Here is a 19,726-nt window from a genome sequence, read left to right on the forward strand (position 1 = left end):
AGAGCCCGAGCAGGTCGGGGTCGTCGGCGGGCGCGTCGTCCTCGACGAGCACCACGACGTTCTGGACCAGACCGGCCAGGTCGTCGGGCAGCCCGTCGAGGGCGCGCTCGACCATGGCGTCGAACGCGGCGGCATCGAGGTCGACGGGCATGGCGCCAGCGTAGGGAGGCGGGCCTGACCGGCGACGAGCCGCGCGGTGCCGAAATGCAGGAGAGGGAGAGCCGTCCGGCTCTCCCTCTCCTGCATGCTCCTGCGACCCCGACGGGACTCGAACCCGCGGCCTCCGCCGTGACAGGGCGGCGCGCTAACCAACTGCGCTACGGGGCCAGGTGTTTCCTGCGTGCTTCCTGCGAAGCGGTGGAACTGTAACCCATGGCTGACGGCGACCACCAAATCGGGGTGCGGTCGCTGCCGGCGCGCGGTGCCGGGTCGCACCCCCAACCGGATTCGAACCGGCGCTACCGCCGTGAAAGGGCGGGGTCCTGGGCCGCTAGACGATGGGGGCCAGCCCGTCCGGGGCGGACCCGGTCGGACGGCCACAGCATAGGGGCTGGCGCGGACGGGCCCCCAACTCCGGACCAGGAGCACTGGCCTAGTTCTGCGGAAGATTTCGACGAGTTGTCCGGATTGACCCCCCAGACACCCCCTGAACTGACTAGCCTTCACCACGTGAGCAGCGCGTCTCGGCAGTTGCACTTCCTCGTCGTCGACGACAACGAGGACATTCGTGACGTGTTCTCCCGCCTCGTGGAGCGGGCCGGCCATGTGGCCGCCACCGCCGAGGACGGGCAGGCTGCGGTCGAGCGTCTCCAGCAGGAGACCTTCGACGTGATGCTCCTCGACCTCACCATGCCGCGCATGAACGGTGTGGAGGTCGTGCGTTGGCTCCGGGAGCACCCTGAGGTCGCCCCGACCATGAAGGTCGTGGTGATCAGCGCCTGGGCCGGCGAGCACCGAGCAACCCTGCAAGAGCTCGGTGTCGAGAACGTGATGCAGAAGCCGCTGCGCATCCAGCAGCTGACTGACCTGATCACGGAGACGCTACGCACGATGGACTCCTGACCCGACACCCCGGACGCTCTCGTCCCGGGCAGGACCCAGCGTGGCGCGGAAGCACCGCACGCCTCCCTGGCGTGCACCACCCCCCACCCCCTGGAGAACACCATGATGAAGCGCATCCGCACCCACCTCGACGCCAAGCGTGCCGCCACCCAGGCGCAGTCGATCTACTTCTGGCGTCCCGCCCCGGGCCGCCGCTGACCCGCCGGGCACGGCCTCGTCACTGAGGCACACACCGTGATGCACGTGGGCAGCGCCGAGTCGGCCGGTGGCCGGCTCGGCGCTGTCCTCTCCCTGCCGCGGTCCGGGCTGGCCGTCCTCGGACCGCGCGGCCCCTGGGTCGCCACCACCCCCGCCCTGGCCAGGCACGTCCTGACCACGCCTGCGGACTACGACTTCCCCGGCGACGTCAGCCGCACGGGGGACCTCTCGGCCAGCCGTGGCGAGAGCCGCTCGGGGCACCTGCTGTTCGCGCCGCTCGCCGAGCCGCACGTCGGGCACGGCGCCGAGCGCTTCGCCACCGAGTGGCTCGCGGAGTGCGCCGAGCACGAGCGCACCGCACCCACCGCGCCGTACGACGTCATGCGCGCGCTGCGACGGCCCGTCGCGCTCGGCACCACCACCGCCGTCCTGCCCCGAGCCGACGAGGCCCGCCTGCAGCAGGTCGCCGCGCTGGTCCTGGCATGGGTCGACGCGCTCGGGCCCGTCATCGCCGCCCGCCGCCCCCCGCGGCGGTGGAGCCGGACCCGGCGCGCCGAGGAGCGCACCAGGCTGGCGCTCGAGGACGCCCTCGGCTCGGTCCCCGACCTCGAGGGCACGCCCCAGCAGGCCGCCGCGATGCTCGCCGCGGGCGTCCAGGTGCCGATCGCCGCGGGGTCGTGGCTGCTCGCGTGGCTGGCCGACCACCCCACCGGCGACGTCGACCCGGTGCACGCGGTCTGGGAGTCGCTGCGCCTGACGCCCCCCACCTGGCTGACCGCCCGCGTGGCGACCCGCGACTGCGAGCTCGACGGCCGTGCGGTGCCGGCCGGAGGCATGGTGCTGGTCAGCCCGCTCCTGCTCGGCCGGAGCCCCGACCTCGTGCCCGGCGAGGAGGAGACGCTCCCCCGCTTCGACCCGGCGCGCTGGGGCGACGCCGCCCGCCGACCGGGCGCGTGGCTGCCCTTCGGCGCCGGTCCGCACGCCTGTCCGGGCCGCACGCTGGGCCTGGCGATGCTCGTCAGCCTCGCCACCTGGGCGGTCGAGCACCAGCTCCGGCTCGACGAACCCGTGGGAATCGACCAGAGCAGGGGCATCGCACCGATACCGTGCTCCGTGAGGGTCGTCGGCCGGAGGGAGGCGCGCACGTGATCCAGCACCCTGCCCTGCAGGACGTCTCCGCGGCGCCCGTCTCGGGGGACGGCGCCGCGCTCGCCCGCGAGATCCTCGACGGCGACGCCGGGGTCGGCGAGTCGATCGCCCGCGTGGCGGCCCACCTCCTCACCGACCCGCGGGTCGAGGTCGTGGTGGGCGCGCTGACCGTCTTCTCCCCCGAGGACCGGTCGCGGTGGATCCAGCTGGGCGGCCGCGCGTGGGTCCAGGAGTGGGTGCGCCCGGGCTCGGGCTTCTCGGGCCTGCCGCCGGCCGGCGCGGGCGCCGAGGCGGCGCTCAGCATGCCGTGGCTCTCCCGCCTGGCGCGCGAGGACACCGTCGTCCTGATGGACCGCGACCTGCTGCCGTCCGCCGCCGACGTCGACCGCGACGAGCTCGCGCGCTTCGGGGTGCGCAGCCTCATCGGGTCGACCCTCACCTCGCGCGGCGAGATGTTCGGCAGCCTCTCGGCCATAAGCCTGGAGGCGGGGCCGTGGCCCGAGGAGCTGGTCGAGGACGTCCGGCTGCTGACCGCGGCCGTCTCCTCGCGGATCACCCTCGAGCACTCCCGCCGTGCGCTGGCCGAGGCGATCGACACCGGCACCGAGGCCCAGCTGGCCTACCAGCAGTTCTTCGCCGCTGTCGGGCACGAGCTCCGCACCCCGCTCGCCGCGATCGTCGGCTACACCGAGGTGCTGATGGACGACGCGACCCAGCAGCCCGACGACCCGGTGTCGAAGGGGCTGCTCCGTGACGGCCCGGTGATCCTGCGCGCCGCCGACCAGCTGGTCTCGGTCGTCGACAGCCTGCTCGGCGCCGGACGGACGCTGGCCAGCGACGACGAGCGCCACGACGTCGTGGTCGCCGACGCGGTCGCCGACGTCGTCCACTGGCACCGGGCACCCGCACGCAACGCCGGCGTCACGATCCACACCGACATCGACCCCACCCTCACGGTGTGGGCGCACGAGGCGGGCGTGCGCCAGGTCCTCACCAACCTCCTCGGCAACGCCATCGCCTACCACCGCCCCGAGGGCGGTTCGGTGCACCTCTCGGCGACCACGCTGCTCGGGGAGAGCGGCCGGCCGATGGTGCGGGTCATCGTCCGCGACGACGGGCCCGGCCTGGCACCGGAGCAGCTGCAGCGCGTCTTCGAACCCTTCGTGCGCTTCGCCGGGCCGTCCACCAAGGGCAGCGGCCTCGGCCTGTCGATCAGCCGCACCATCGCTGAGCGCGACGGCGGCGCCGTCCAGGGCGAGTCGACGCTCGGCTCCGGGACGTCGTTCTGGCTCGAGCTGCCGGCGCAGTCGACGCAACGTCCGTGACGCGAGCCGATTCACCGCGCCCCGTGCGCCTGTTGTAGTCTCCTCCGCGTTGGCCAGGTAGCTCAGTTGGTACGAGCGACCGACTGAAAATCGGTAGGTCGGCGGTTCGACCCCGCCCCTGGCCACCACCACCGCAGGGCCCCGATCACGTCCCGATCGGGGCCCTGTGGCGTTCCCGGTCCCGGGCGCCGCGATGATGGGGCGCGTGCTCCCCCGCCTCGAGGTCGCGCGCCGCCTGCGCCCCGTCGACCTGCTCGCCGGCGGCCGGGCCGCGATCGAGGCCTCGTCCGCCGGCCCGGTGCCTCTCCCCGCCGTGGCGCCGTACGTCGCCGCGACCGCCGCCGCGCACGACGGCAGCACCGTCTCCCTCCACCTCGGCGGGCACCGGCTGGAAGCCGGGCTGACGGACGGGTCGGTCCACCTCCGGGTGCCCGGGCCCGTCGGCGAGCGCGACCTCCGCAGCCGACGCTTCCACCGCGCGTCGTCGCCCTCCGCGCTCGCCCTCACCCTGACCGGGTCGCACGTGACCGCGTGGGTGCGCGAGGCCGCCGGCTGGGTCGCCCGCGCCCGGCACGACCTGCGCGACCCCGACGGGGGTGCCCCGGTCGTGGACGTGCGCGACGAGGCGTTGCTGGCCGACCTGCACGTCGGGTTCCCCGCCGGCGGCGGCGAGGCGGGCCCGTTCGGTCAGCTGGGCCTGCGCGACGTGCGGCTGGTGACGACGGAGGACGGCAGCCCCGTCCGCGACGGTGACGCCGTGTGGCTCACGGCGACGTCGGCCGGCCCGGGCTTCTTCGACACCGCGCACACGAGCGTGTGGCGCCTCGACGTGACGTCGTACGACCTCGCGCACCGCGCGGACCTCTTCTTCCGCCGCCCCGACGTGCCGGGAGTCTTCGGTGACCACGCCACCCACCTCGTCCGCTCCGGGCAGGGCTGGCTGGTCGCGACGAGCACGTGGGGCGACTTCGAGGTGCCGCGCGGCCGGGGCGGACGTCGTACGCCGTCGGGGTTGCGGGTGACCCTCGCCGAGTCGTCGGCCGACCTGCTGGCCGGCACCCACGTGCTCGACACCCGCGAGCTGCCCCTGCCGGTCGACGGGCTGGCCTCCATCGCGACCTGGGACCCGCACCTGGTGCGGCGCGACGGGGAGTGGCTGGTCGGGTTCGTCAGCGCGCGCCGGTTCTTCGACTTCCACCCGGCGCTCGCGGGCGGGCCGGAGCTCGGCTCGCTCGCCCTGCGCGGCGCGGCCACCGACCGTCGCGCGACCGAGGGCACCACGGTGCTCGAGGTCGACGGGGAGCTCCGGGTGCTGGCCAGCGACGGGCGGGACTCCCGTCGTGGCCAGCGTGGTCGGTACCCGGTCTTCGACGACGCGATGCGCGAGGTCGGGCTGCTCGACGCGCCGTACCCCACCAACCTGCCGTGGCCCTCGCTGGCGCGCGTCGACGGGACGTGGCTGATGGCGACGTTCGACGGCACCAGGGCAGGTGGCGAGCTGCTCGGCTACGGCACCCACGGCGACCTCGTGGTGATGCGGTCCGCGACCCCTGCGTGATGCGGTGCGCGGCGAGCGCCGGGGCTACCCTGAGCGTGACGGCGGTCACCACCCCTCGACCGCGCCGACCAGGTCCGCACACCCCGCGGCCGCACCCACCAGAAAAGGAACCCAGGCATGTCTGGAGCACCCACGTCAGGCGTCGACGTCTTCGACCTCGGCGGTGAGCACGAGCAGGTCGTCTTCTGCAACGACCGCGCCACCGGCCTCAGGGCCATCGTCGCGATCCACTCCACGGCACTGGGCCCGGCCCTGGGCGGCACGCGCTTCTACCCCTATGCCAGCACCGACGAGGCGATCGTCGACGTGCTCAACCTCTCGCGCGGGATGTCCTACAAGAACGCCCTCGCCGGTCTCGACCTCGGCGGCGGCAAGGCCGTGATCATCGGTGACCCCGGCGAGCTCAAGACCGAGGCGCTGCTGCGCGCCTACGGCCGCTTCGTGCAGTCGCTGAACGGCCGCTACTTCACCGCCTGCGACGTGGGCACCTTCAGCGAGGACATGGACCACATCGCGCGCGAATGCGACTTCGTCACCGGCCGCACGGTCGCCCACGGCGGCGCCGGCGACAGCTCGGTGCTGACCGCCTTCGGCACCTTCCAGGGCATGCGGGCCGCCGCCGAGCAGGTGTGGGGCGAGCCGACGCTCGCCGGTCGCACCGTCGGCATCGCCGGCGTCGGCAAGGTCGGACGCCACCTGGTGCGTCACCTCGTCGAGGACGGGGCCACGGTCGTCGTGACCGACGTCCACGCCCCCTCGGTCGAGGCGATCCGCGCGGAGCACCCCCAGGTCCAGGCCGTCGGCTCCACCGCCGAGCTGGTGGCCGGCGAGATCGACGTGTACGCCCCCTGCGCCATGGGCGGTGCGATCACCGAGGAGGTGCTCGACGTCCTCGAGGCGAAGATCATCTGCGGCGCGGCCAACAACCAGCTCGCCCACCCCGGCATCGAGAAGCAGGTCGAGGAGCGCGGCGTGCTCTACGCCCCCGACTACTGCGTCAACTCCGGCGGCGTGATCCAGGTCGCCGACGAGCTCGAGGGCTTCTCCTTCGAGCGCGCCAAGCAGCGCGCCACCGGCATCTTCGAGACCACCCGCTCGGTGTTCGAGCTGGCCAAGGTCGAGGGCATCACCACCGCCGAGGCCGCCGACCGGGTCGCCGAGCGCCGCATGCGCGAGGTCGGCCGCCTGCGCGGCCTCTACCTGGGCTGAACGAGCTGACGCACCTGCACGCCGTACGGGTGCCGAGCTGACGCACCTGCATGCCGTACGGGTGCCGAGCTGACGCACCTGCACGCCGTACGGGTGCCGAGCTGACACATCTGCACAGCACGACGTCGCCGAGTCGGCGCGAATGTCCCTCACGCCGGGACACTCGCGCCGACTCGGTGCTGTTCCGGGGTGCACTGACGCCGACTCACTGTGTCTGCGCGTGCAGGTGCGTCAGCTCGGCGGTGCCTGCGCGTGCAGGTGCGTCAGCTCGGCGGTGTCTGCGCGTGCAGGTGCGTCAGCTCGTGCCCGGCGCCCTGAGGGCGCGGAGCAGCGTCCGGACGTGCACCGCCGAAGCGGCATACGCCCGTGGGCCGGTCACCCGGGTGGTGGTGCGTGAGTCAGTCTGCCCGTCGCAGAGGGTCGGGATAGTCCGACCACTCGTCGTCGGCCTCGACCTCACTCGTGGAGTGAGGAGCCTCTCCGTGCAGCTCCTTCGCCAGCGCGCCGAAGTCCGTCTCGTGAGTCCGGTACTTCAGGTCGCGGGCAACCTTCGTCTGCTTCGCCTTCGCTCGGCCGCGCCCCATAGGGTCGACCCCCTCGCACACTTGGCCGGGGCTGCCGAGGAGCACTCGACGCGCCCGGTCTGATCGGTCACATATCGTGAGGGCAACGCTACCTGAGCGGTGGCTGTTCCCGCACACCAAGACCCCGCTTTTCGTGCGCGGAGTTCGCAATGTCACGCCCAGCCGGGGTGCTGGCCTTCCAGGGTGACCGTGCCGCCCCGCTCGGAGTCGGCCCTCACCTCGCCCGCCACCCACGCCCGTACGCCGTGGCCTGCGAGCAGGGCGATCGCGGCGTCGACCGCGTCGGGGGCGGTCAGCGCGACCATGCCGACACCGCAGTTGAGCGTGGCCTCGAGGTCGGGCTGGGAGACCCCACCCACCTGGCGGACCAGGTCGAACACCGGCTGCGGGGTCCAGGTGGAGCGGTCGATGCGCACCGACAGCTCCTCGGGCAGCACCCGCTCGAGGTTGGCGGCGAGCCCGCCCCCGGTGACGTGGGACATGGCGTGGACCTCGGTGCGGTCGGCGAGGTCGAGGCAGGCCTTGGCGTAGATCCGCGTCGGCTCGAGCAGCTCCTCGCCCAGCGTCCGGCCGAGCTCGTCGACGTGGCGCTCGAGGCTCCAGCCGGCCTGCTGGAGCAGGACGTGCCGCACGAGGGAGTAGCCGTTGGAGTGCAGGCCGCTGGCCTCCATCGCGACCACGACGTCACCCGGGCGCACGCGGCCCGGGCCGAGCAGTCGGCTGGCCTCCACGACGCCGGTGGTGGCACCGGCGACGTCGTAGTCGTCGGGGTCGAGCAGGCCGGGGTGCTCGGCGGTCTCGCCGCCGATGAGGGCGCAGCCGGCGACCACGCAGGCCTCGGCGATGCCCTTGACGATGGCCGCGATCCGCTCGGGGACGACCCGGCCGCAGGCGATGTAGTCGGTCATGAAGAGCGGCTCGGCGCCGCACACGACCAGGTCGTCGACGACCATGCCGACGAGGTCGAAGCCGATGGTGTCGTGGACGTCCATCATCTGCGCCACCGCGACCTTGGTGCCGACGCCGTCGGTGGACGTGGCGAGGAGCGGGCGCTCATAGCGGGTCAGCGCGGAGGCGTCGAAGAGCCCGGCGAAGCCACCGAGGCCGCCGATCATCTCCGGGCGCCTGGCCTTCTCGACCCAGCCCTTCATCAGGTCGATCGCGCGGTCGGCCGCCTCGATCGAGACCCCGGCGGCGGCGTAGGCGTTGTCAGCGGCGTCGGACACGTGGCTCCTCGGAGGTGGCGGCGGGGTGCGGGTCAGGGGTTGTTGAGGACCGGCAGCGCCCGGCCCATCGTCGGCGACTGCAGGGTCGCCTCGAGCAGGTGCTTGCCCAGCAGGCTCTCGTCGGGCAGCTCGATGGGGTACTCACCGGTGAAGCACGCGGTGCACAGCGACCCGGGCGACTGCCGGGTGGCGTCGATCATCCCGTCGAGCGAGATGTAGCCGAGGGTGTCGGCGCCGACGCTCGCGGCGATCTCCTCGGGCGTCAGGCCGTTGGCGATCAGCTCGGCCCGGGTGGCGAAGTCGATGCCGTAGAAGCAGGGCCACTTCACCGGCGGGCTCGAGATCCGCACGTGCACCTCGAGGGCGCCGGCCTCGCGCAGCATCCGCACCTGGGCGCGCTGGGTGTTGCCGCGCACGATCGAGTCGTCCACGACCACGATGCGCTTGCCGCGGATCATGTGCTCGAGGGCGTTGAGCTTGAGCCGGATGCCGAGCTGGCGCAGGGTCTGGCTGGGCTGGATGAAGGTGCGCCCGACGTAGGCGTTCTTGACGAAGCCCTGGCCGAACGGGATCCCGGACTCCTCGGCGTACCCGGCGGCGGCCGGCGTGCCCGACTCGGGCACCGGGATGACCAGGTCGGCCTCGACCGGGAACTCGCGGGCGAGCTGGCGGCCCATCTCGACGCGCGACTCGTGGACGCTGCGGGCGCTGATGGTGGCGTCGGGGCGGGCGAGGTAGACGTACTCGAACACGCAGCCCTTGCGGTCGGGCTCGGCGAAGCGGTGCGAGCGCAGGCCGTTCTCGTCGATGACGACCATCTCACCGGGCTCGACCTCGCGCACGACCGAGGCGCCGATGGTGGCGAGCGCAGCGTCCTCGCTGGCCACCACCCAGCCGCGCTCGAGACGGCCGAGGACGAGCGGGCGGATGCCCTGCGGGTCGCGGGCGGCGTAGAGGGTGTGCTCGTTCATCCACACGAAGCAGAAGGCGCCGCGCACCTGGGGCAGCACCTCGAGGGCGCGCTCCTCGAGCGAGGTGTCGGGGTGGTGCGCGAGGAGGGCGGTGACCAGGCTGGTGTCGTTGGTCGCCTCGACGCCCTTGATGTCGAGCTCGCCGGCCGGACCGGGCAGGTCGGCGACCATCTCGGCCAGCTCGTGGGTGTTGATCAGGTTGCCGTTGTGGCCCAGCGCGATCGACCCGTCCGGCGTGGGCCGGAAGGTCGGCTGCGCGTTCTGCCAGGTGGAGGCGCCGGTGGTGGAGTAGCGCGAGTGGCCGATCGCGAGGTGGCCCTTGAGCGAGTCGAGCGTGGACTCGTCGAAGACCTGCGAGACCAGGCCCATGTCCTTGTAGACCAGGATCTGGCGGCCGTTGCTCACCGCGATCCCCGCGGACTCCTGGCCGCGGTGCTGGAGCGCGTAGAGGCCGAAGTAGGTCAGCTTGGCGACGTCCTCCCCGGGAGCCCAGACCCCGAAGACGCCGCACGCGTCCTGGGGCCCCTGGTCCTGGGGGTCGATCGCCGCCGACAGACGGCCGTCGCCACCCTTGCGCTTGCTCACCGGCTGAGGCACGACCCGGAGTCTACGGGCGAGGCGCCGCATCCGGCGAAGTCCGGACCACCGGGCGGTCGCTCCACTACGATCGTGACCTCGCCCACACCTGTGAGAGTCCATGCCCGACCAGCCGATCGCCGGATCTCGCTACTCCTGGTCCGACCCCGCGTCGCGGGAGACCCTCCAGCTCATCGCCGAGGGGATCGCCCGGCTGTCCGGCTTCGCCGTCGTGACCATCGGGCTGGTCCGCAGCGACGACTCCCTCCAGGTGGTGGCGATCGCGGGCAGCGAGGAGGCGCGGCGCGACCTCGAGGACGTGCTCATCCCGATGGCGGACCTCCGAGCCGAGCTGGCCGAGGCCGACGACTGGGGCCGGCTCCGGTTCGTGCCCGCCGAGCGGGTGGCCGCGACCCGCGGCGCGTGGGGCTGGGTGCCCGAGCTCGACCGGCTCGACGTCGAGGACGCCTGGGACCCCCACGACTACCTCGCCGCCCCGCTCCACGACGCCGAGGGGAGCCTGGTCGGCATCCTGTCCGTCGACGTCCCCACCGACGGTCGACGACCCGGCGAGGCGCAGCGCGAGGTCCTCAACGTGCACGCCGAGCAGGCGGAGCGGGCGGTCGTGCTCGCCCTGGAGCGCGAACGGCTCGCCGAGCAGGTGCGGGTGTCGGACGCGGCTCGCCGCATCGTGCGCGAGGCGTCCGCGCAGCTGAGCATCGAGCGGATCCTGCAGGACTCGACCGCGGCCCTCGTCGAGGGCTTCCGCGCGGCGGGGATGTGGCTGCAGACCACCGGGACCCCCGGCGAGGTGGCCAGCCACGTGCACACCAGCTCCGGGGAGGAGGTCAGCGTCGACCCCGCCCTGGCCGCGCTCGTCGAGCAGGTCGCGCAGGACGCGTGGCGCCGCCAGGACGCCGTGGTGGTCGCACCGGGCCACGACCTGCCGGTCACCCCTGAGCAGCGCGAGATGATCCTCGACCTCCTGCGGGACCTCGACGTGGGCTCGGTGCTCTTCGTGCCCCTCGGCGCCGGGCCCGAGTGCGTCGGCCACCTCGCCCTCACCCGGCTGCCGGGTGCTCCCGTGTGGACCGCTGAGGAGGCCGCGGCGGCGCTCGACATCGGGCACGACCTCGGACGGGCGATCCTCAACGCGCGGACCTTCGAGCGCGAGCACCACCTGGTCCGCGAGCTCCGCGCCCTCGACGACTACAAGGGCCGGATGATCTCGACCGTCGCCCACGAGCTGAAGAACCCGCTGGCGTCCGTGCGCGGCCACCTCGACCTGCTCGAGCTGGCGGACGAGCTGTCGGAGGAGTCCCGCGGGTGGCTCGCCGCCCTGGACCGGGGGGCCCAGCGGATGGGGCGGGTCATCGACGACCTGCTCCTGCTCGCCCGGGTCGGCGAGGCCGGCCACCCCCTCGTGGCGCGCCCGGTCGACCTGCGGCAGGTGGTCGCGGATGCGGTGGACGTGGTGGCGCTCACCGCGAGCCGGAAGGGTGTCCTCCTCCACGTGGACCTGCCCGCGCACCCCGTCACCGCGCTCGGCGACGCCGACGAGATCGACCGCGTGTGCGTCAACCTGCTGAGCAATGCGGTGAAGTACACCCGCGAGGGGGGCAGCGTCACCGTCGACCTCGCCCTGGCCGGCGACCAGGCGGTGCTCACCTGCTCCGACCAGGGCATCGGCATCTCGGCCGGAGACCAGGAGCGCATCGGCACGGAGTTCTTCCGGTCGACCAACCCCGAGGCGGTCGCCGAGTCCGGGACCGGGCTGGGCCTGGCCATCGTGCGGCGCGTCATCGACCGCCACCACGGGCACCTGGAGATCGAGTCGGAGCTCGGGCGGGGCAGCACCTTCCGGGTCCGCCTGCCCGCTGCCTGAGGACCCTGGCGGAGGGGTCGGGTGCCGTCAGGCGCCCGGCACGAGGACGCGCAGCCGGTGCAGGCCCAGGCGGACCGCCTGCCGGGTCGAGGCCGGCGCGGGCAGCAGGTCGAACAGGCCCCCGCGGCGGGTCCAGCCGGGGTCGGAGGGCAGCGAGCCCTCCGGTCCCGCGGTCGTTGGGTCGGAGGCGAGCGCGAGGGCCTCCTCGACGCCGAGGAGCGGCCCGCCCGAGGCGGGCGCCCACGTGCGGCCGGGACGGCACACCATGTCGTGGTGCAGCGACTCGATGAGGGCGGTGACGGTGTGGAACGGCGCGGTGGTGGCGAGCGCGGTCGCCAGGCCCACCAGCGCGGGCGGCGCGACGGGGGCCGGCAGCCGCAGGCGGGTCAGCCGCCCGGCGCGCGAGCACGCGGCCATGAGGTCGGGGTAGGCCAGCACGTCGGGGCCGCCGAGGTCGACGTCGCCCTCGGTGTCGTCCTCGAGCAGCTCGCCCACGGCGCGCAGCACGTCGGAGACCGCGACCGGCTGGACCCGGTGCCGCATCCAGTGCGGCACCGGCTGCACGACGAAGAGCGTCGCGACCTGCCGGACCACCTCGTAGGACGTCGAGCCGGCACCGATGACCACGCCGGCGCGCAGGGCCACCGCGCTCGTGCCGGACGCGAGCAGCACGCGCTCGACGTCGAGCCGCGAGGAGATGTGGCGCGACAGCTCGCGCTCGGGCACCTGCGGGACCAGGCCGGAGAGGTAGACCAGGCGGCGCACGTCGCTGCGCCCGACGGCCCGCGCGACGGTCTCCGCGGCGCGCCGGTCACGGTCGGTGAAGTCGGTGCGGTCGAGGGAGTGCACGAGGTAGACGACCGCGTCGACTCCCTCGAGCGTCCGCTCCACCGCGGCGGGGTCGAGGACGTCGCACTGCACGGCGCTGACGCCCTCCCTCCACCCGAACCGGGCGGGCCGGGGCGGCGAGGACGAGGCCGCCACGACCTCGTGGCCGAGGCCGACCAGGTGCGGGACCAGTCGCGAGCCGACGTAGCCGGTCGCGCCGAGGACCAGGACGCGCATCACGCCTCCCCGAGGTGGGCGAGGAGGTTGCGCGAGAAGACCGCACCCATGTGCTTGACCACGCCCGCCATCACCCGCTCGACCGCCGGGCGGGCGAGCCCGGGCAGCGGCAGGCTGACCACGATCTCGAGGTCGATGCTCACGTCGGTGCCGCCGTCGGGGTGGTCGGAGAGCAGGTAGGTGCCCTCGACCGCGGTCATCTCGTCGGAGCGCGCGGGGTCGTGGCGGAAGTCGATGCGCTCCTCGGGCTGCAGCTCCATGACCTCGGTGAACTTCGGCGCCACCGAGGTGCCCAGCACGGGGATGGTGCCCATCCGCCACGTCCACCGGTCGCCGTCGACGTCGATGCCGGTGACGTACGGGGTGAAGCGGGCCATCAGGTCCGCGTCGGTGAGCGCAGCCCACACCTCGCTGCGGCTGCTCCCGAGCACGGCGGAGGAGCGGTCACGGGCCCGGAACGTCGCCATGGCGCGAGGCTACCGGCGTCGGCACGCGGGCGGTTGCGGCCGCCACCCCGCGGGGTGGCGACCGGGAGGCGTGGGTCAGCCGCGCGGCATCTCGCCGAGGTTGCGCAGCAGCAGCGCCTCGGCCCTGACGACGCGCTCGAACTCGGCGAGGTGGAGACCCTCGTTGGCCCCGTGGGCGCGGGTGTCGGGGTCCTCGACGCCGGTGACCAGCACGCTGGCCTCGGGGAACGCCTCGAGGAACTCGGCGATGAACGGGATGGAGCCGCCGACGCCCATGTCGACCGGCGCGGTGCCGTCCCACGCCTCCGCGAACGCCGCGCGGGCGGCGTCGTAGGCCGGGCCGCTGGCGTCGATCTGCGTGGCCTCGCCGGTGTCGACGACCGTCGTGGTGAGCGTGGCGCCCCAGGCGACGTGCTTCTCGAGGTGGGCCTGGAGGCACTCCACGGCGTTCTCCGTGGTGTCGCCCGGCGCGATGCGCATGCTGATCCGGCAGCGTGCCGCGGGGACCAGGGTGTTGGACGCCCCGTCGACCTTGGGGGCGTCGAAGCCGGTGATGGCGATCGAGGGCTGGGTCCACAGGCGCTCGACGATGCTGCCGGTGCCGATCCACTCGATGCCCTCGGCGGCGCCGGACTCGGCGCGCAGGCGGGCCTCGGGGTACTCCACGTCGGCCGCGCGGCCGGAGTGGAGGCCGGCGACGGCCACGGCACCGGAGTCGTCGGTGAGAGTGGCGATGAGCCGGCTCAGGGTGAGGATCGAGTCGGGCACCAGGCCGCCCCACATGCCGCTGTGCACGGCGTGGGTCAGGGTGCGGACCTCGACGTCCATCCGGACCAGGCCGCGCAGGCTGGTGGTGAGGGCGGGCTCGCCGATGTCCCAGTTGCCGGAGTCGGCGATGACGATGACGTCGGCGGCGAGGCGGTCGCGGTGGGCCTCGAGCAGCTCGACGAGGGTGTCGGAGCCGACCTCCTCCTCGCCCTCGATGAACAGCACCAGGTTGACCGGGAGCTCGTCGCCGAAGATCCGCACGGCGCCGAGGTGGGCGGCGATGCCGGCCTTGTCGTCGGCGGCACCGCGGCCGTAGAGGCGGTCGCCGCGCTCGGTGGGCTCCCACGGCGGGGAGTCCCAGTCGGCGTGGTCGTTCTCGGGCTGCACGTCGTGGTGGGCGTAGAGCAGCACGGTGGGTGCGCCCTCGGGCCCAGCCTTGCTCGCGATCACGGCCGGCGGGGCGCCGTCGTGGGCGCGGACGATGTCGGTCTCGAAGCCCTCGGCGAGGAACAGGTCGCGCGTCGCCTCGGCGCTGCGCTCCACCTCGGCGGCGCGGGCGGGGTCGGCCGACACCGACTGGATGCGGACCAGGTCCTCGAGGTCGCGGCGGAGGCCGGGCATGACCTCGGCGAGGCGAGCGGCGATGTCGACTGTCATGACCGACAGCCTAGGACGCCGATGTCAGTTCTCGTGCTTCGCCCGGTCCGTCGCCCAGTCCCCCGAGCGCAGCTCCAGCATGAGCTGCCGCTCGGCGTCGGCGAGCCCGAGGCGGCGGTAGACGCCGATGGCCTCGCCGTCGGTGTCGGCGACGATCACCAGCGTGCGGGTGCCGAGGTGGTCGAGCGCGTGCCGCCCGGCTGCGTGGACGACCGCGGCGGCCAGCCCGCGGCGGCGGTGGTCGGGGTGGGTCTCGACGCTCTGGAAGCGCGCGACGCCGTCCTCGGTGACGTACGCCGCTGCGGTGGAGACGAGCGCGCCGTCGACGAACGCGCCGAACCTGCGCCCCCGTCCGGCGTCGGCGAGGCGGCGTTCCTGGACGTTCTTGCCGCGGGCGAACGTCATGAACCGCTGCTCCGGCATGCCCGGGTAGAGCGCGTGGCTGAGCCGGGCCCGCCCCTCCCAGTCGTCGTCGGAGTCGAGCGCACGAATTTCGGCCTCCACCTCACGCGGCGCGACGAGGCTGCTCGCCGTGAGCACGGTCGCGACGTCGACGACCAGCCCGGCCGCCTCGAAGGCGGCGCGGGACTCGTCGGAGAGGTCGGGGACGTCGATGCCGATGCTGACGTGGTCGGCCCGGGGGAACTCGGTGCGGAACGCCCCGACGACCTCCCGCTCACCGCCCGGGACGGGCGCCTCGGCGAGGAGCAGGAAGTTGCCCCAGAAGTAGGCCGGGTTGTCCGGCGTGCGCACCACCAGGTGCGTGCCGCGGTCCTCCACGATGCTCCCGGAGGAGGTGAGCAGGGCCAGGTCGGTGCGGAATCCCAGGGACGTGACGTGCATGGGCGGAGGCTAGGCCATCACCCGCGGCGCCCGGGCGTTCACGGCGTCGCGACGACGTTGACGAGCGGCTCGCCGGCGACGCGGCGGCGCAGCTGGTCGCGCACCAGCGCCGAGATCCGCGGCAGCATCGCGGTGGTGCCGCCCGCGACGTGCGGAGTGACGAGCACGTCGGGCGCGTCCCACAGCGGGTGGCCGTCGGGCAGCGGCTCGGGGTCGGTGACGTCGAGCGCGAACCGGAGCCGTCCGGCGTGGCGCAGCACGGCGTCGGTGTCGACGACCCCGCCGCGGGCGACGTTGACCACCAGTGCGCCGTCGGGCAGCAGCGCCAGCGTCTCCTCGCCCAGGATCCCGCGGGTGGCCTCGGTGAGCGGCACCAGCGCGACCACCACGTCCTGCTCGGGCAGCAGTGCGGCGAGGTCGTCGGTGCTGCGGACCCGGCCGACCAGGTCGTCGTCGCGCTCGCGCGTGGCGACGGCGGTGACCTGCGCCTTCATCGGCAGCAGCCGCTCCGCCAGCGCGCGCCCGATCGAGCCGTAGCCCAGCACCAGCACGCGGGAGTCGGCGAGCGAGCGCCGCCCGGGCATCCGCTGCCAGTGGCCGTGCTGGCGCACCGCCTCGGGGATGCCGCGGAGGCTGGCGAGGACGAGCCCGACCGCGTGCTCGGCCGTGGCGTCGTCGTGCACGCCCGCCGCGTTGCAGAGCGTGATCCCGTCGGGCAGCCGCTCGGCCACGCCGTCGTACCCCGCGCTCTGCAGCTGCACGACCTGCAGCCCCTGGAGACGGTGGCCCTGGTCGATCACGTCGGCGCTCGTGGCGTAGTGGGGCACCCACACCTCGACGTCGCCCGCCGGGGTCGGGCCGTCGCCGTTCCACACCTCGATCTCGACACCGTCGACCGGGCCGACCGCGTCGGCGAGCTCGCGGCTCGACAGGACGGCCTTCACGCCGGGCCCAGGGGGAGGTAGGCCGAGAGGTCGGTGCGCTCGCCGCTGGCCAGGACCCGGCCCGCGTCGACCGCCTCGTGCCACGTCGTACGCCCGGTGGCGAGGTCGAGCCACGTCTCGGCGTCGGTCTCGACGACCGCCGGCGGGGTGCCGCGGGTGTGGCGCACCCCCGGGATCGCCTGGACGGCAGCGTAGGGCGGCACCCGGACCTCCACCGACCTGCCCGGCGCGCGGGTCTCGAGCACGGCGAGGTAGTGCTTGACCTGCGCCTTCGTGTCGGCGCTGGCGAGCTGGTCGGGGCTGAGGACCTTGAGTCGGGCAGGCACCCGACGAGCCTAGTCAGCCCGACGTGGCGGGCACCGCGCCGGCGGTCAGGCGATGGAGTCGAGGACCTCGAGGCAGGCGGCCCAGGCGTCGCTGCCGGTGTCGATGACGCCGAAGTGGCCGCCCTCGACCGGGACGAGCGTGGCCTCCGCCCCGGCCTGCGTCGCGGCGGCGACGTAGTCCTCGGACTGGCTGAACGGCACCGTGTCGTCGTCGCGGGCGTGGACGGCCCACACCGGCACGTCGAGCGGCACCTGCGTCATGGGGTCGGCCCGCTCGTAGGTCGCCTCGCTCGGCTCGCCCAGGAACGCCAGGGCCGCGTCGGTGCCGAGGTGGTCGCGGACGGCGGCGCGCAGGTCGACCACGCCGGCCTGGCTGACGACGTGGGTGAGGTCGGGCCCGCCCGACCAGCGCTGGAAGCGGCCGCGCGCGGCCGCCCAGGCGGCGAGGTGGCCGCCGGCCGAGTGGCCCAGGGTGACGACGGGGCCGTCGGTGCCGTCGGCGACCGCACCGATCGCGGCGTGCACGTCGTCGAGGGTCTCGGGGAACCCGCCACCGTTGCCGACCCGGCGGTACTCCACGTTGGCCGCGGTCCACCCCCGCCCGGCGAGGTCCTCGGCGAGCGGGGCGCCGTAGTCCGCGCCGTACTGCGCCTTCCAGAAGCCGCCGTGGATCACGACGACCAGCCCGCGGCTGTCGCCGGAGGGGGTGTGGAGGTCCACCCACTGGCTGGGGTCGTCGCCGTAGGAGATGCGCTCGGTGCCGGCATCGGGGCTCACGTGGTCGCTCACCCCACCCACTGTGCCGGACGGCTCGCCGGAGCACGCGGCGAGGGCGGAGGCGCCGAGCCCCAGCGCAGGAAGGGCGAGCAGGGTACGTCGACGCATGGCCGGGATTCGGAGCCGCGCGTCCGACGGCTGGGTCACGGGTCGACGCCGGGCGCCCCGCCGTGGTCGCCCTCGGCGAACGGCTGCACGAGCTGCACGACGTGGTAGGTCCGTCGGCCCGGGTCGCGGCCACGGGTGCGGTCGGCCCAGCCCTCCACCACCGCGTCGATCTCGGCCCTCAGCTCGTGGGCCTCCTCGTCGGTGAGGCGGATCGCGTGGTCGGAGACCGCGAAGACGCCGCGGCCCTCGTCGCGGCTCGTCGCGAACGCGCGGTCGACCAGCTCGTGCAGCGCGGCGGACTTGCTGCTGCGGAAGACCTCCACGGCCGCCCGGCCGCCGGGGACGTCGGCCAGCTCGCTGAGGTTGACGCTGAACCCCTCGGCCGCGGTGGCGCGCCACACCCGGTCGCGCTTGTCGCGCGCCTCCTCGGGTGCCTCCTCGACCAGGCCGTACTTCGCGAGCTGGCGCAGGTGGAAGCTGGCCTGGTTGGCGGGGATGCCGAGGTCGCGGGCCACGTCGGCGGCCCGCACCGGGCCGGTGGCCGACAGCTCGTCGAGGATGCGCGTGCGGACCGGGTGGGCGATCGCGCGCAGGACGCGGGGGTCGCTCAGGCGGCGGGGCTGGGTCATGGCACCACCCTAGCCGAGTTGCGCACGCACTATTGCGCAACAGTTATTGCGCATCATATGGTGCGGACATGCCCGGTTATCGACAGCTCTCCCAGAACCGCGACTTCACGGTGCTCTGGATCGGCGACACGGTCAGCGAGCTCGGCAGCAGCCTGTCGATGTTCGTCTTCCCGCTCATCGCCTACGCGCTCAGCGGGTCGGCCCTCACCGCCGCCCTCGTCGAGGCGGCGTACCTGGGCGGCCTGTGCGCCACCCTGCTCCCCGCCGGCGTCCTCGCCGACCGCGTGGACCGCCGCCGGATCATGCTGGCCGCGAGCGCGACCGGGTGCGCGGCCCACACCTCCCTCGCGTTCGCCGGCGCGCTCGGCCGCCTCACGCTGGCGCACCTCGCGGTCGTCGCCCTGGTCACCGGCGTCGCCGCCGGGGCCTTCAGCCCCGCCCAGACCTCGGCGATCCGGACCGTCGTGAGCACCGAGGACCTGCCGACGGCGATGAGCCAGAACCAGGCCCGCCAGCACGTCGCCTCGCTCGTCGGCGGCCCGCTCGGCGGTGCGCTCTACGCCGTCACCCGCTGGCTGCCGTTCGCCGTCGACGCGGTGTCGTACGCCGTCGCGTGCGTGACGGTCTCGCGGGTGCGCACCGACCTGGGTGCCCCGCACCGGCGGCCCGAGCCGCTGCGCCGCCAGCTCACCGAGGGGTTCGCCTTCATGTGGGCGCGGCCGTTCTTCCGGGTCCTGCTGGGGTGGTCGTCGATGACCAACCTCGTGGTCAACGCGCTGTTCTTCGTCGTCGTGCTGCGCATGGTGCAGGCGGGCGTGCCGGCCGCCCAGATCGGGCTGGTCTCCACGGCCGCCGGCGTCGGCGGGCTCGTCGGGGCAGCCCTCGCGCCGACGCTGATCGACCGGCTGCCGACGGGTCGGCTCACGGTGCTGGTGGGGTGGGCGTGCTGCCTGCCGCTCGTGCCGCTGGCGTTCTCGGCGAGCCCCTGGACCGCCTGCGCGTGCACCTTCCTGCTGCTGCTGCTCAACCCCGTCGGCAACGCCGGAATCGGCTCGTACCGGATGGCCGTGACCCCCGACCACCTCCAGGGTCGCGTCGGCTCGACCAGCCAGTTCGTCTCGATGTCGGTCATGCCACTCGCGCCGCTCCTCGGCGGCTGGCTGCTCGAGCACCGCGGCGGCACGGTCGCCATCAGCGCCCTCGTGGTCGCCTCCGCCCTCCTCGCCCTCCTCCTGACCGCGAGCCGCTCGATCCGCTCGGTGCCGCGCCCGTGCGACTGGGAGCGCGACGGGGGCGCCGCCGTGGCGGCGGCGGCGGTCTGAAGTCCCCGGATATCCGGGGACTCTCTCACTTCGCACCCGCGATCCCGGGCGCCAAGCACGAGCTCCGGGTGCGAAGT

General features: G+C 74.0%; 18 protein-coding genes and 3 tRNA genes. 8 read left to right on the forward strand and 13 right to left on the reverse strand.

Annotated elements, in window-relative coordinates; translation table 11 throughout:
* Window positions 1-253: 253 nt before the first annotated feature.
* Together ACFFJG_RS07435 and ACFFJG_RS07440 are read right to left on the reverse strand one after the other, a co-directional pair.
* Window positions 254-327: transfer RNA gene (locus ACFFJG_RS07435), tRNA-Asp, on the reverse strand.
* A 105-nt stretch (window positions 328-432) separates the two neighbouring features.
* Window positions 433-505 (reverse strand) — tRNA-Glu (locus ACFFJG_RS07440).
* A 185-nt stretch (window positions 506-690) separates the two neighbouring features.
* Here ACFFJG_RS07440 and ACFFJG_RS07445 point away from each other — a divergent pair.
* From ACFFJG_RS07445 to ACFFJG_RS07470, 6 genes are all read left to right on the forward strand, one after another.
* On the forward strand, window positions 691-1,062 hold the full coding sequence (locus tag ACFFJG_RS07445) for a response regulator (RefSeq protein ID WP_378517965.1): 372 nt from the start codon (window positions 691-693) through the stop codon (window positions 1,060-1,062).
* 243 nt (window positions 1,063-1,305) lie between these two features.
* The gene (locus tag ACFFJG_RS07450; protein ID WP_378517966.1) at window positions 1,306-2,409 is read left to right on the forward strand and encodes a cytochrome P450; all 1,104 of its coding nucleotides are present in this window, start codon (window positions 1,306-1,308) and stop codon (window positions 2,407-2,409) included.
* Entirely contained in the window at window positions 2,406-3,734 is a 1,329-nt protein-coding gene (locus ACFFJG_RS07455; RefSeq protein WP_378517967.1) for a sensor histidine kinase, read from the forward strand. Before ACFFJG_RS07450 ends, ACFFJG_RS07455 begins: the two co-directional genes overlap by 4 nt.
* A 51-nt stretch (window positions 3,735-3,785) precedes the next feature.
* Window positions 3,786-3,862: transfer RNA gene (locus ACFFJG_RS07460), tRNA-Phe, on the forward strand.
* A 77-nt stretch (window positions 3,863-3,939) separates the two neighbouring features.
* Window positions 3,940-5,292 carry a hypothetical protein gene (locus ACFFJG_RS07465; RefSeq protein ID WP_378517968.1) on the forward strand — a complete coding sequence of 451 codons (1,353 nt, stop codon included), beginning with the start codon at window positions 3,940-3,942 and terminating at the stop codon, window positions 5,290-5,292.
* Window positions 5,293-5,409: 117 nt separating this feature from the next.
* Entirely contained in the window at window positions 5,410-6,501 is a 1,092-nt protein-coding gene (locus tag ACFFJG_RS07470; protein ID WP_378517969.1) for a Glu/Leu/Phe/Val family dehydrogenase, read from the forward strand.
* A 398-nt stretch (window positions 6,502-6,899) separates the two neighbouring features.
* Here the strand turns inward: ACFFJG_RS07470 and ACFFJG_RS07475 are convergent, their stop codons facing one another.
* From ACFFJG_RS07475 to purF, 3 genes are all read right to left on the reverse strand, one after another.
* Entirely contained in the window at window positions 6,900-7,085 is a 186-nt protein-coding gene (locus ACFFJG_RS07475; protein ID WP_378519463.1) for a DUF3073 domain-containing protein, read from the reverse strand.
* Between the two features lie 152 nt (window positions 7,086-7,237).
* The gene (gene purM / locus ACFFJG_RS07480) at window positions 7,238-8,311 is read right to left on the reverse strand and encodes a phosphoribosylformylglycinamidine cyclo-ligase (protein ID WP_378517970.1); all 1,074 of its coding nucleotides are present in this window, start codon (window positions 8,309-8,311) and stop codon (window positions 7,238-7,240) included.
* A gap of 32 nt (window positions 8,312-8,343) precedes the next feature.
* Window positions 8,344-9,879 carry an amidophosphoribosyltransferase gene (gene purF, locus ACFFJG_RS07485; protein ID WP_378517971.1) on the reverse strand — a complete coding sequence of 512 codons (1,536 nt, stop codon included), beginning with the start codon at window positions 9,877-9,879 and terminating at the stop codon, window positions 8,344-8,346.
* 100 nt (window positions 9,880-9,979) lie between these two features.
* On the opposite strand from purF, the gene ACFFJG_RS07490 reads away from it, so the two are divergent.
* On the forward strand, window positions 9,980-11,743 hold the full coding sequence (locus tag ACFFJG_RS07490; RefSeq protein WP_378517972.1) for an ATP-binding protein: 1,764 nt from the start codon (window positions 9,980-9,982) through the stop codon (window positions 11,741-11,743).
* 27 nt (window positions 11,744-11,770) lie between these two features.
* On the opposite strand, the gene ACFFJG_RS07495 is transcribed toward ACFFJG_RS07490, so the two are convergent.
* From ACFFJG_RS07495 to ACFFJG_RS07530, 8 genes are all read right to left on the reverse strand, one after another.
* Complete coding sequence (locus tag ACFFJG_RS07495) at window positions 11,771-12,808, reverse strand: NAD(P)H-binding protein (protein ID WP_378517973.1); 1,038 nt, start codon at window positions 12,806-12,808, stop codon at window positions 11,771-11,773.
* Window positions 12,808-13,275: an SRPBCC family protein gene (locus ACFFJG_RS07500; RefSeq protein WP_378517974.1), complete on the reverse strand. Its 468-nt coding sequence runs from the start codon at window positions 13,273-13,275 to the stop codon at window positions 12,808-12,810. Before ACFFJG_RS07500 ends, ACFFJG_RS07495 begins: the two co-directional genes overlap by 1 nt.
* Window positions 13,276-13,350: 75 nt before the next feature.
* Complete coding sequence (locus tag ACFFJG_RS07505; RefSeq protein WP_378517975.1) at window positions 13,351-14,700, reverse strand: dipeptidase; 1,350 nt, start codon at window positions 14,698-14,700, stop codon at window positions 13,351-13,353.
* A 24-nt stretch (window positions 14,701-14,724) separates the two neighbouring features.
* A complete protein-coding gene (locus ACFFJG_RS07510; RefSeq protein WP_378517976.1) occupies window positions 14,725-15,543 on the reverse strand; it encodes a GNAT family N-acetyltransferase in 819 nt (272 codons plus the stop codon).
* 38 nt (window positions 15,544-15,581) lie between these two features.
* A complete protein-coding gene (locus tag ACFFJG_RS07515; protein WP_378517977.1) occupies window positions 15,582-16,487 on the reverse strand; it encodes a 2-hydroxyacid dehydrogenase in 906 nt (301 codons plus the stop codon).
* Window positions 16,484-16,813 (reverse strand): sterol carrier family protein, encoded by a 330-nt coding sequence (locus ACFFJG_RS07520; protein ID WP_378517978.1) that lies wholly within the window; start codon window positions 16,811-16,813, stop codon window positions 16,484-16,486. Before ACFFJG_RS07520 ends, ACFFJG_RS07515 begins: the two co-directional genes overlap by 4 nt.
* Window positions 16,814-16,858: 45 nt before the next feature.
* Window positions 16,859-17,698, reverse strand: a complete 840-nt coding sequence (locus ACFFJG_RS07525; protein ID WP_378517979.1) for a prolyl oligopeptidase family serine peptidase — start codon at window positions 17,696-17,698, stop codon at window positions 16,859-16,861.
* A 35-nt stretch (window positions 17,699-17,733) separates the two neighbouring features.
* On the reverse strand, window positions 17,734-18,327 hold the full coding sequence (locus ACFFJG_RS07530; protein WP_378517980.1) for a helix-turn-helix domain-containing protein: 594 nt from the start codon (window positions 18,325-18,327) through the stop codon (window positions 17,734-17,736).
* Between the two features lie 68 nt (window positions 18,328-18,395).
* Here ACFFJG_RS07530 and ACFFJG_RS07535 point away from each other — a divergent pair, with 68 nt between their 5' ends.
* Window positions 18,396-19,649 carry an MFS transporter gene (locus ACFFJG_RS07535; protein ID WP_378517981.1) on the forward strand — a complete coding sequence of 418 codons (1,254 nt, stop codon included), beginning with the start codon at window positions 18,396-18,398 and terminating at the stop codon, window positions 19,647-19,649.
* The last annotated feature ends 77 nt before the right edge of the window (window positions 19,650-19,726 follow it).

This window comes from Nocardioides zeicaulis (assembly GCF_042432345.1).
Lineage (GTDB): Bacteria > Actinomycetota > Actinomycetes > Propionibacteriales > Nocardioidaceae > Nocardioides > Nocardioides zeicaulis.

What these genes read in the sequence shown, in the direction of transcription:
- ACFFJG_RS07525 (WP_378517979.1), bottom strand. Translation starts at nt 17,698, where the DNA reads ATGCGTCGACGTACCCTGCTCGCCCTTCCTGCGCTGGGGCTCGGCGCC.
- ACFFJG_RS07495 (WP_378517973.1), bottom strand. Translation starts at nt 12,808, where the DNA reads ATGCGCGTCCTGGTCCTCGGCGCGACCGGCTACGTCGGCTCGCGACTG.
- ACFFJG_RS07490 (WP_378517972.1), top strand. Translation starts at nt 9,980, where the DNA reads ATGCCCGACCAGCCGATCGCCGGATCTCGCTACTCCTGGTCCGACCCC.
- ACFFJG_RS07535 (WP_378517981.1), top strand. Translation starts at nt 18,396, where the DNA reads ATGCCCGGTTATCGACAGCTCTCCCAGAACCGCGACTTCACGGTGCTC.
- ACFFJG_RS07470 (WP_378517969.1), top strand. Translation starts at nt 5,410, where the DNA reads ATGTCTGGAGCACCCACGTCAGGCGTCGACGTCTTCGACCTCGGCGGT.
- ACFFJG_RS07475 (WP_378519463.1), bottom strand. Translation starts at nt 7,085, where the DNA reads ATGGGGCGCGGCCGAGCGAAGGCGAAGCAGACGAAGGTTGCCCGCGAC.
- ACFFJG_RS07505 (WP_378517975.1), bottom strand. Translation starts at nt 14,700, where the DNA reads ATGACAGTCGACATCGCCGCTCGCCTCGCCGAGGTCATGCCCGGCCTC.
- ACFFJG_RS07500 (WP_378517974.1), bottom strand. Translation starts at nt 13,275, where the DNA reads ATGGCGACGTTCCGGGCCCGTGACCGCTCCTCCGCCGTGCTCGGGAGC.
- ACFFJG_RS07510 (WP_378517976.1), bottom strand. Translation starts at nt 15,543, where the DNA reads ATGCACGTCACGTCCCTGGGATTCCGCACCGACCTGGCCCTGCTCACC.
- ACFFJG_RS07530 (WP_378517980.1), bottom strand. Translation starts at nt 18,327, where the DNA reads ATGACCCAGCCCCGCCGCCTGAGCGACCCCCGCGTCCTGCGCGCGATC.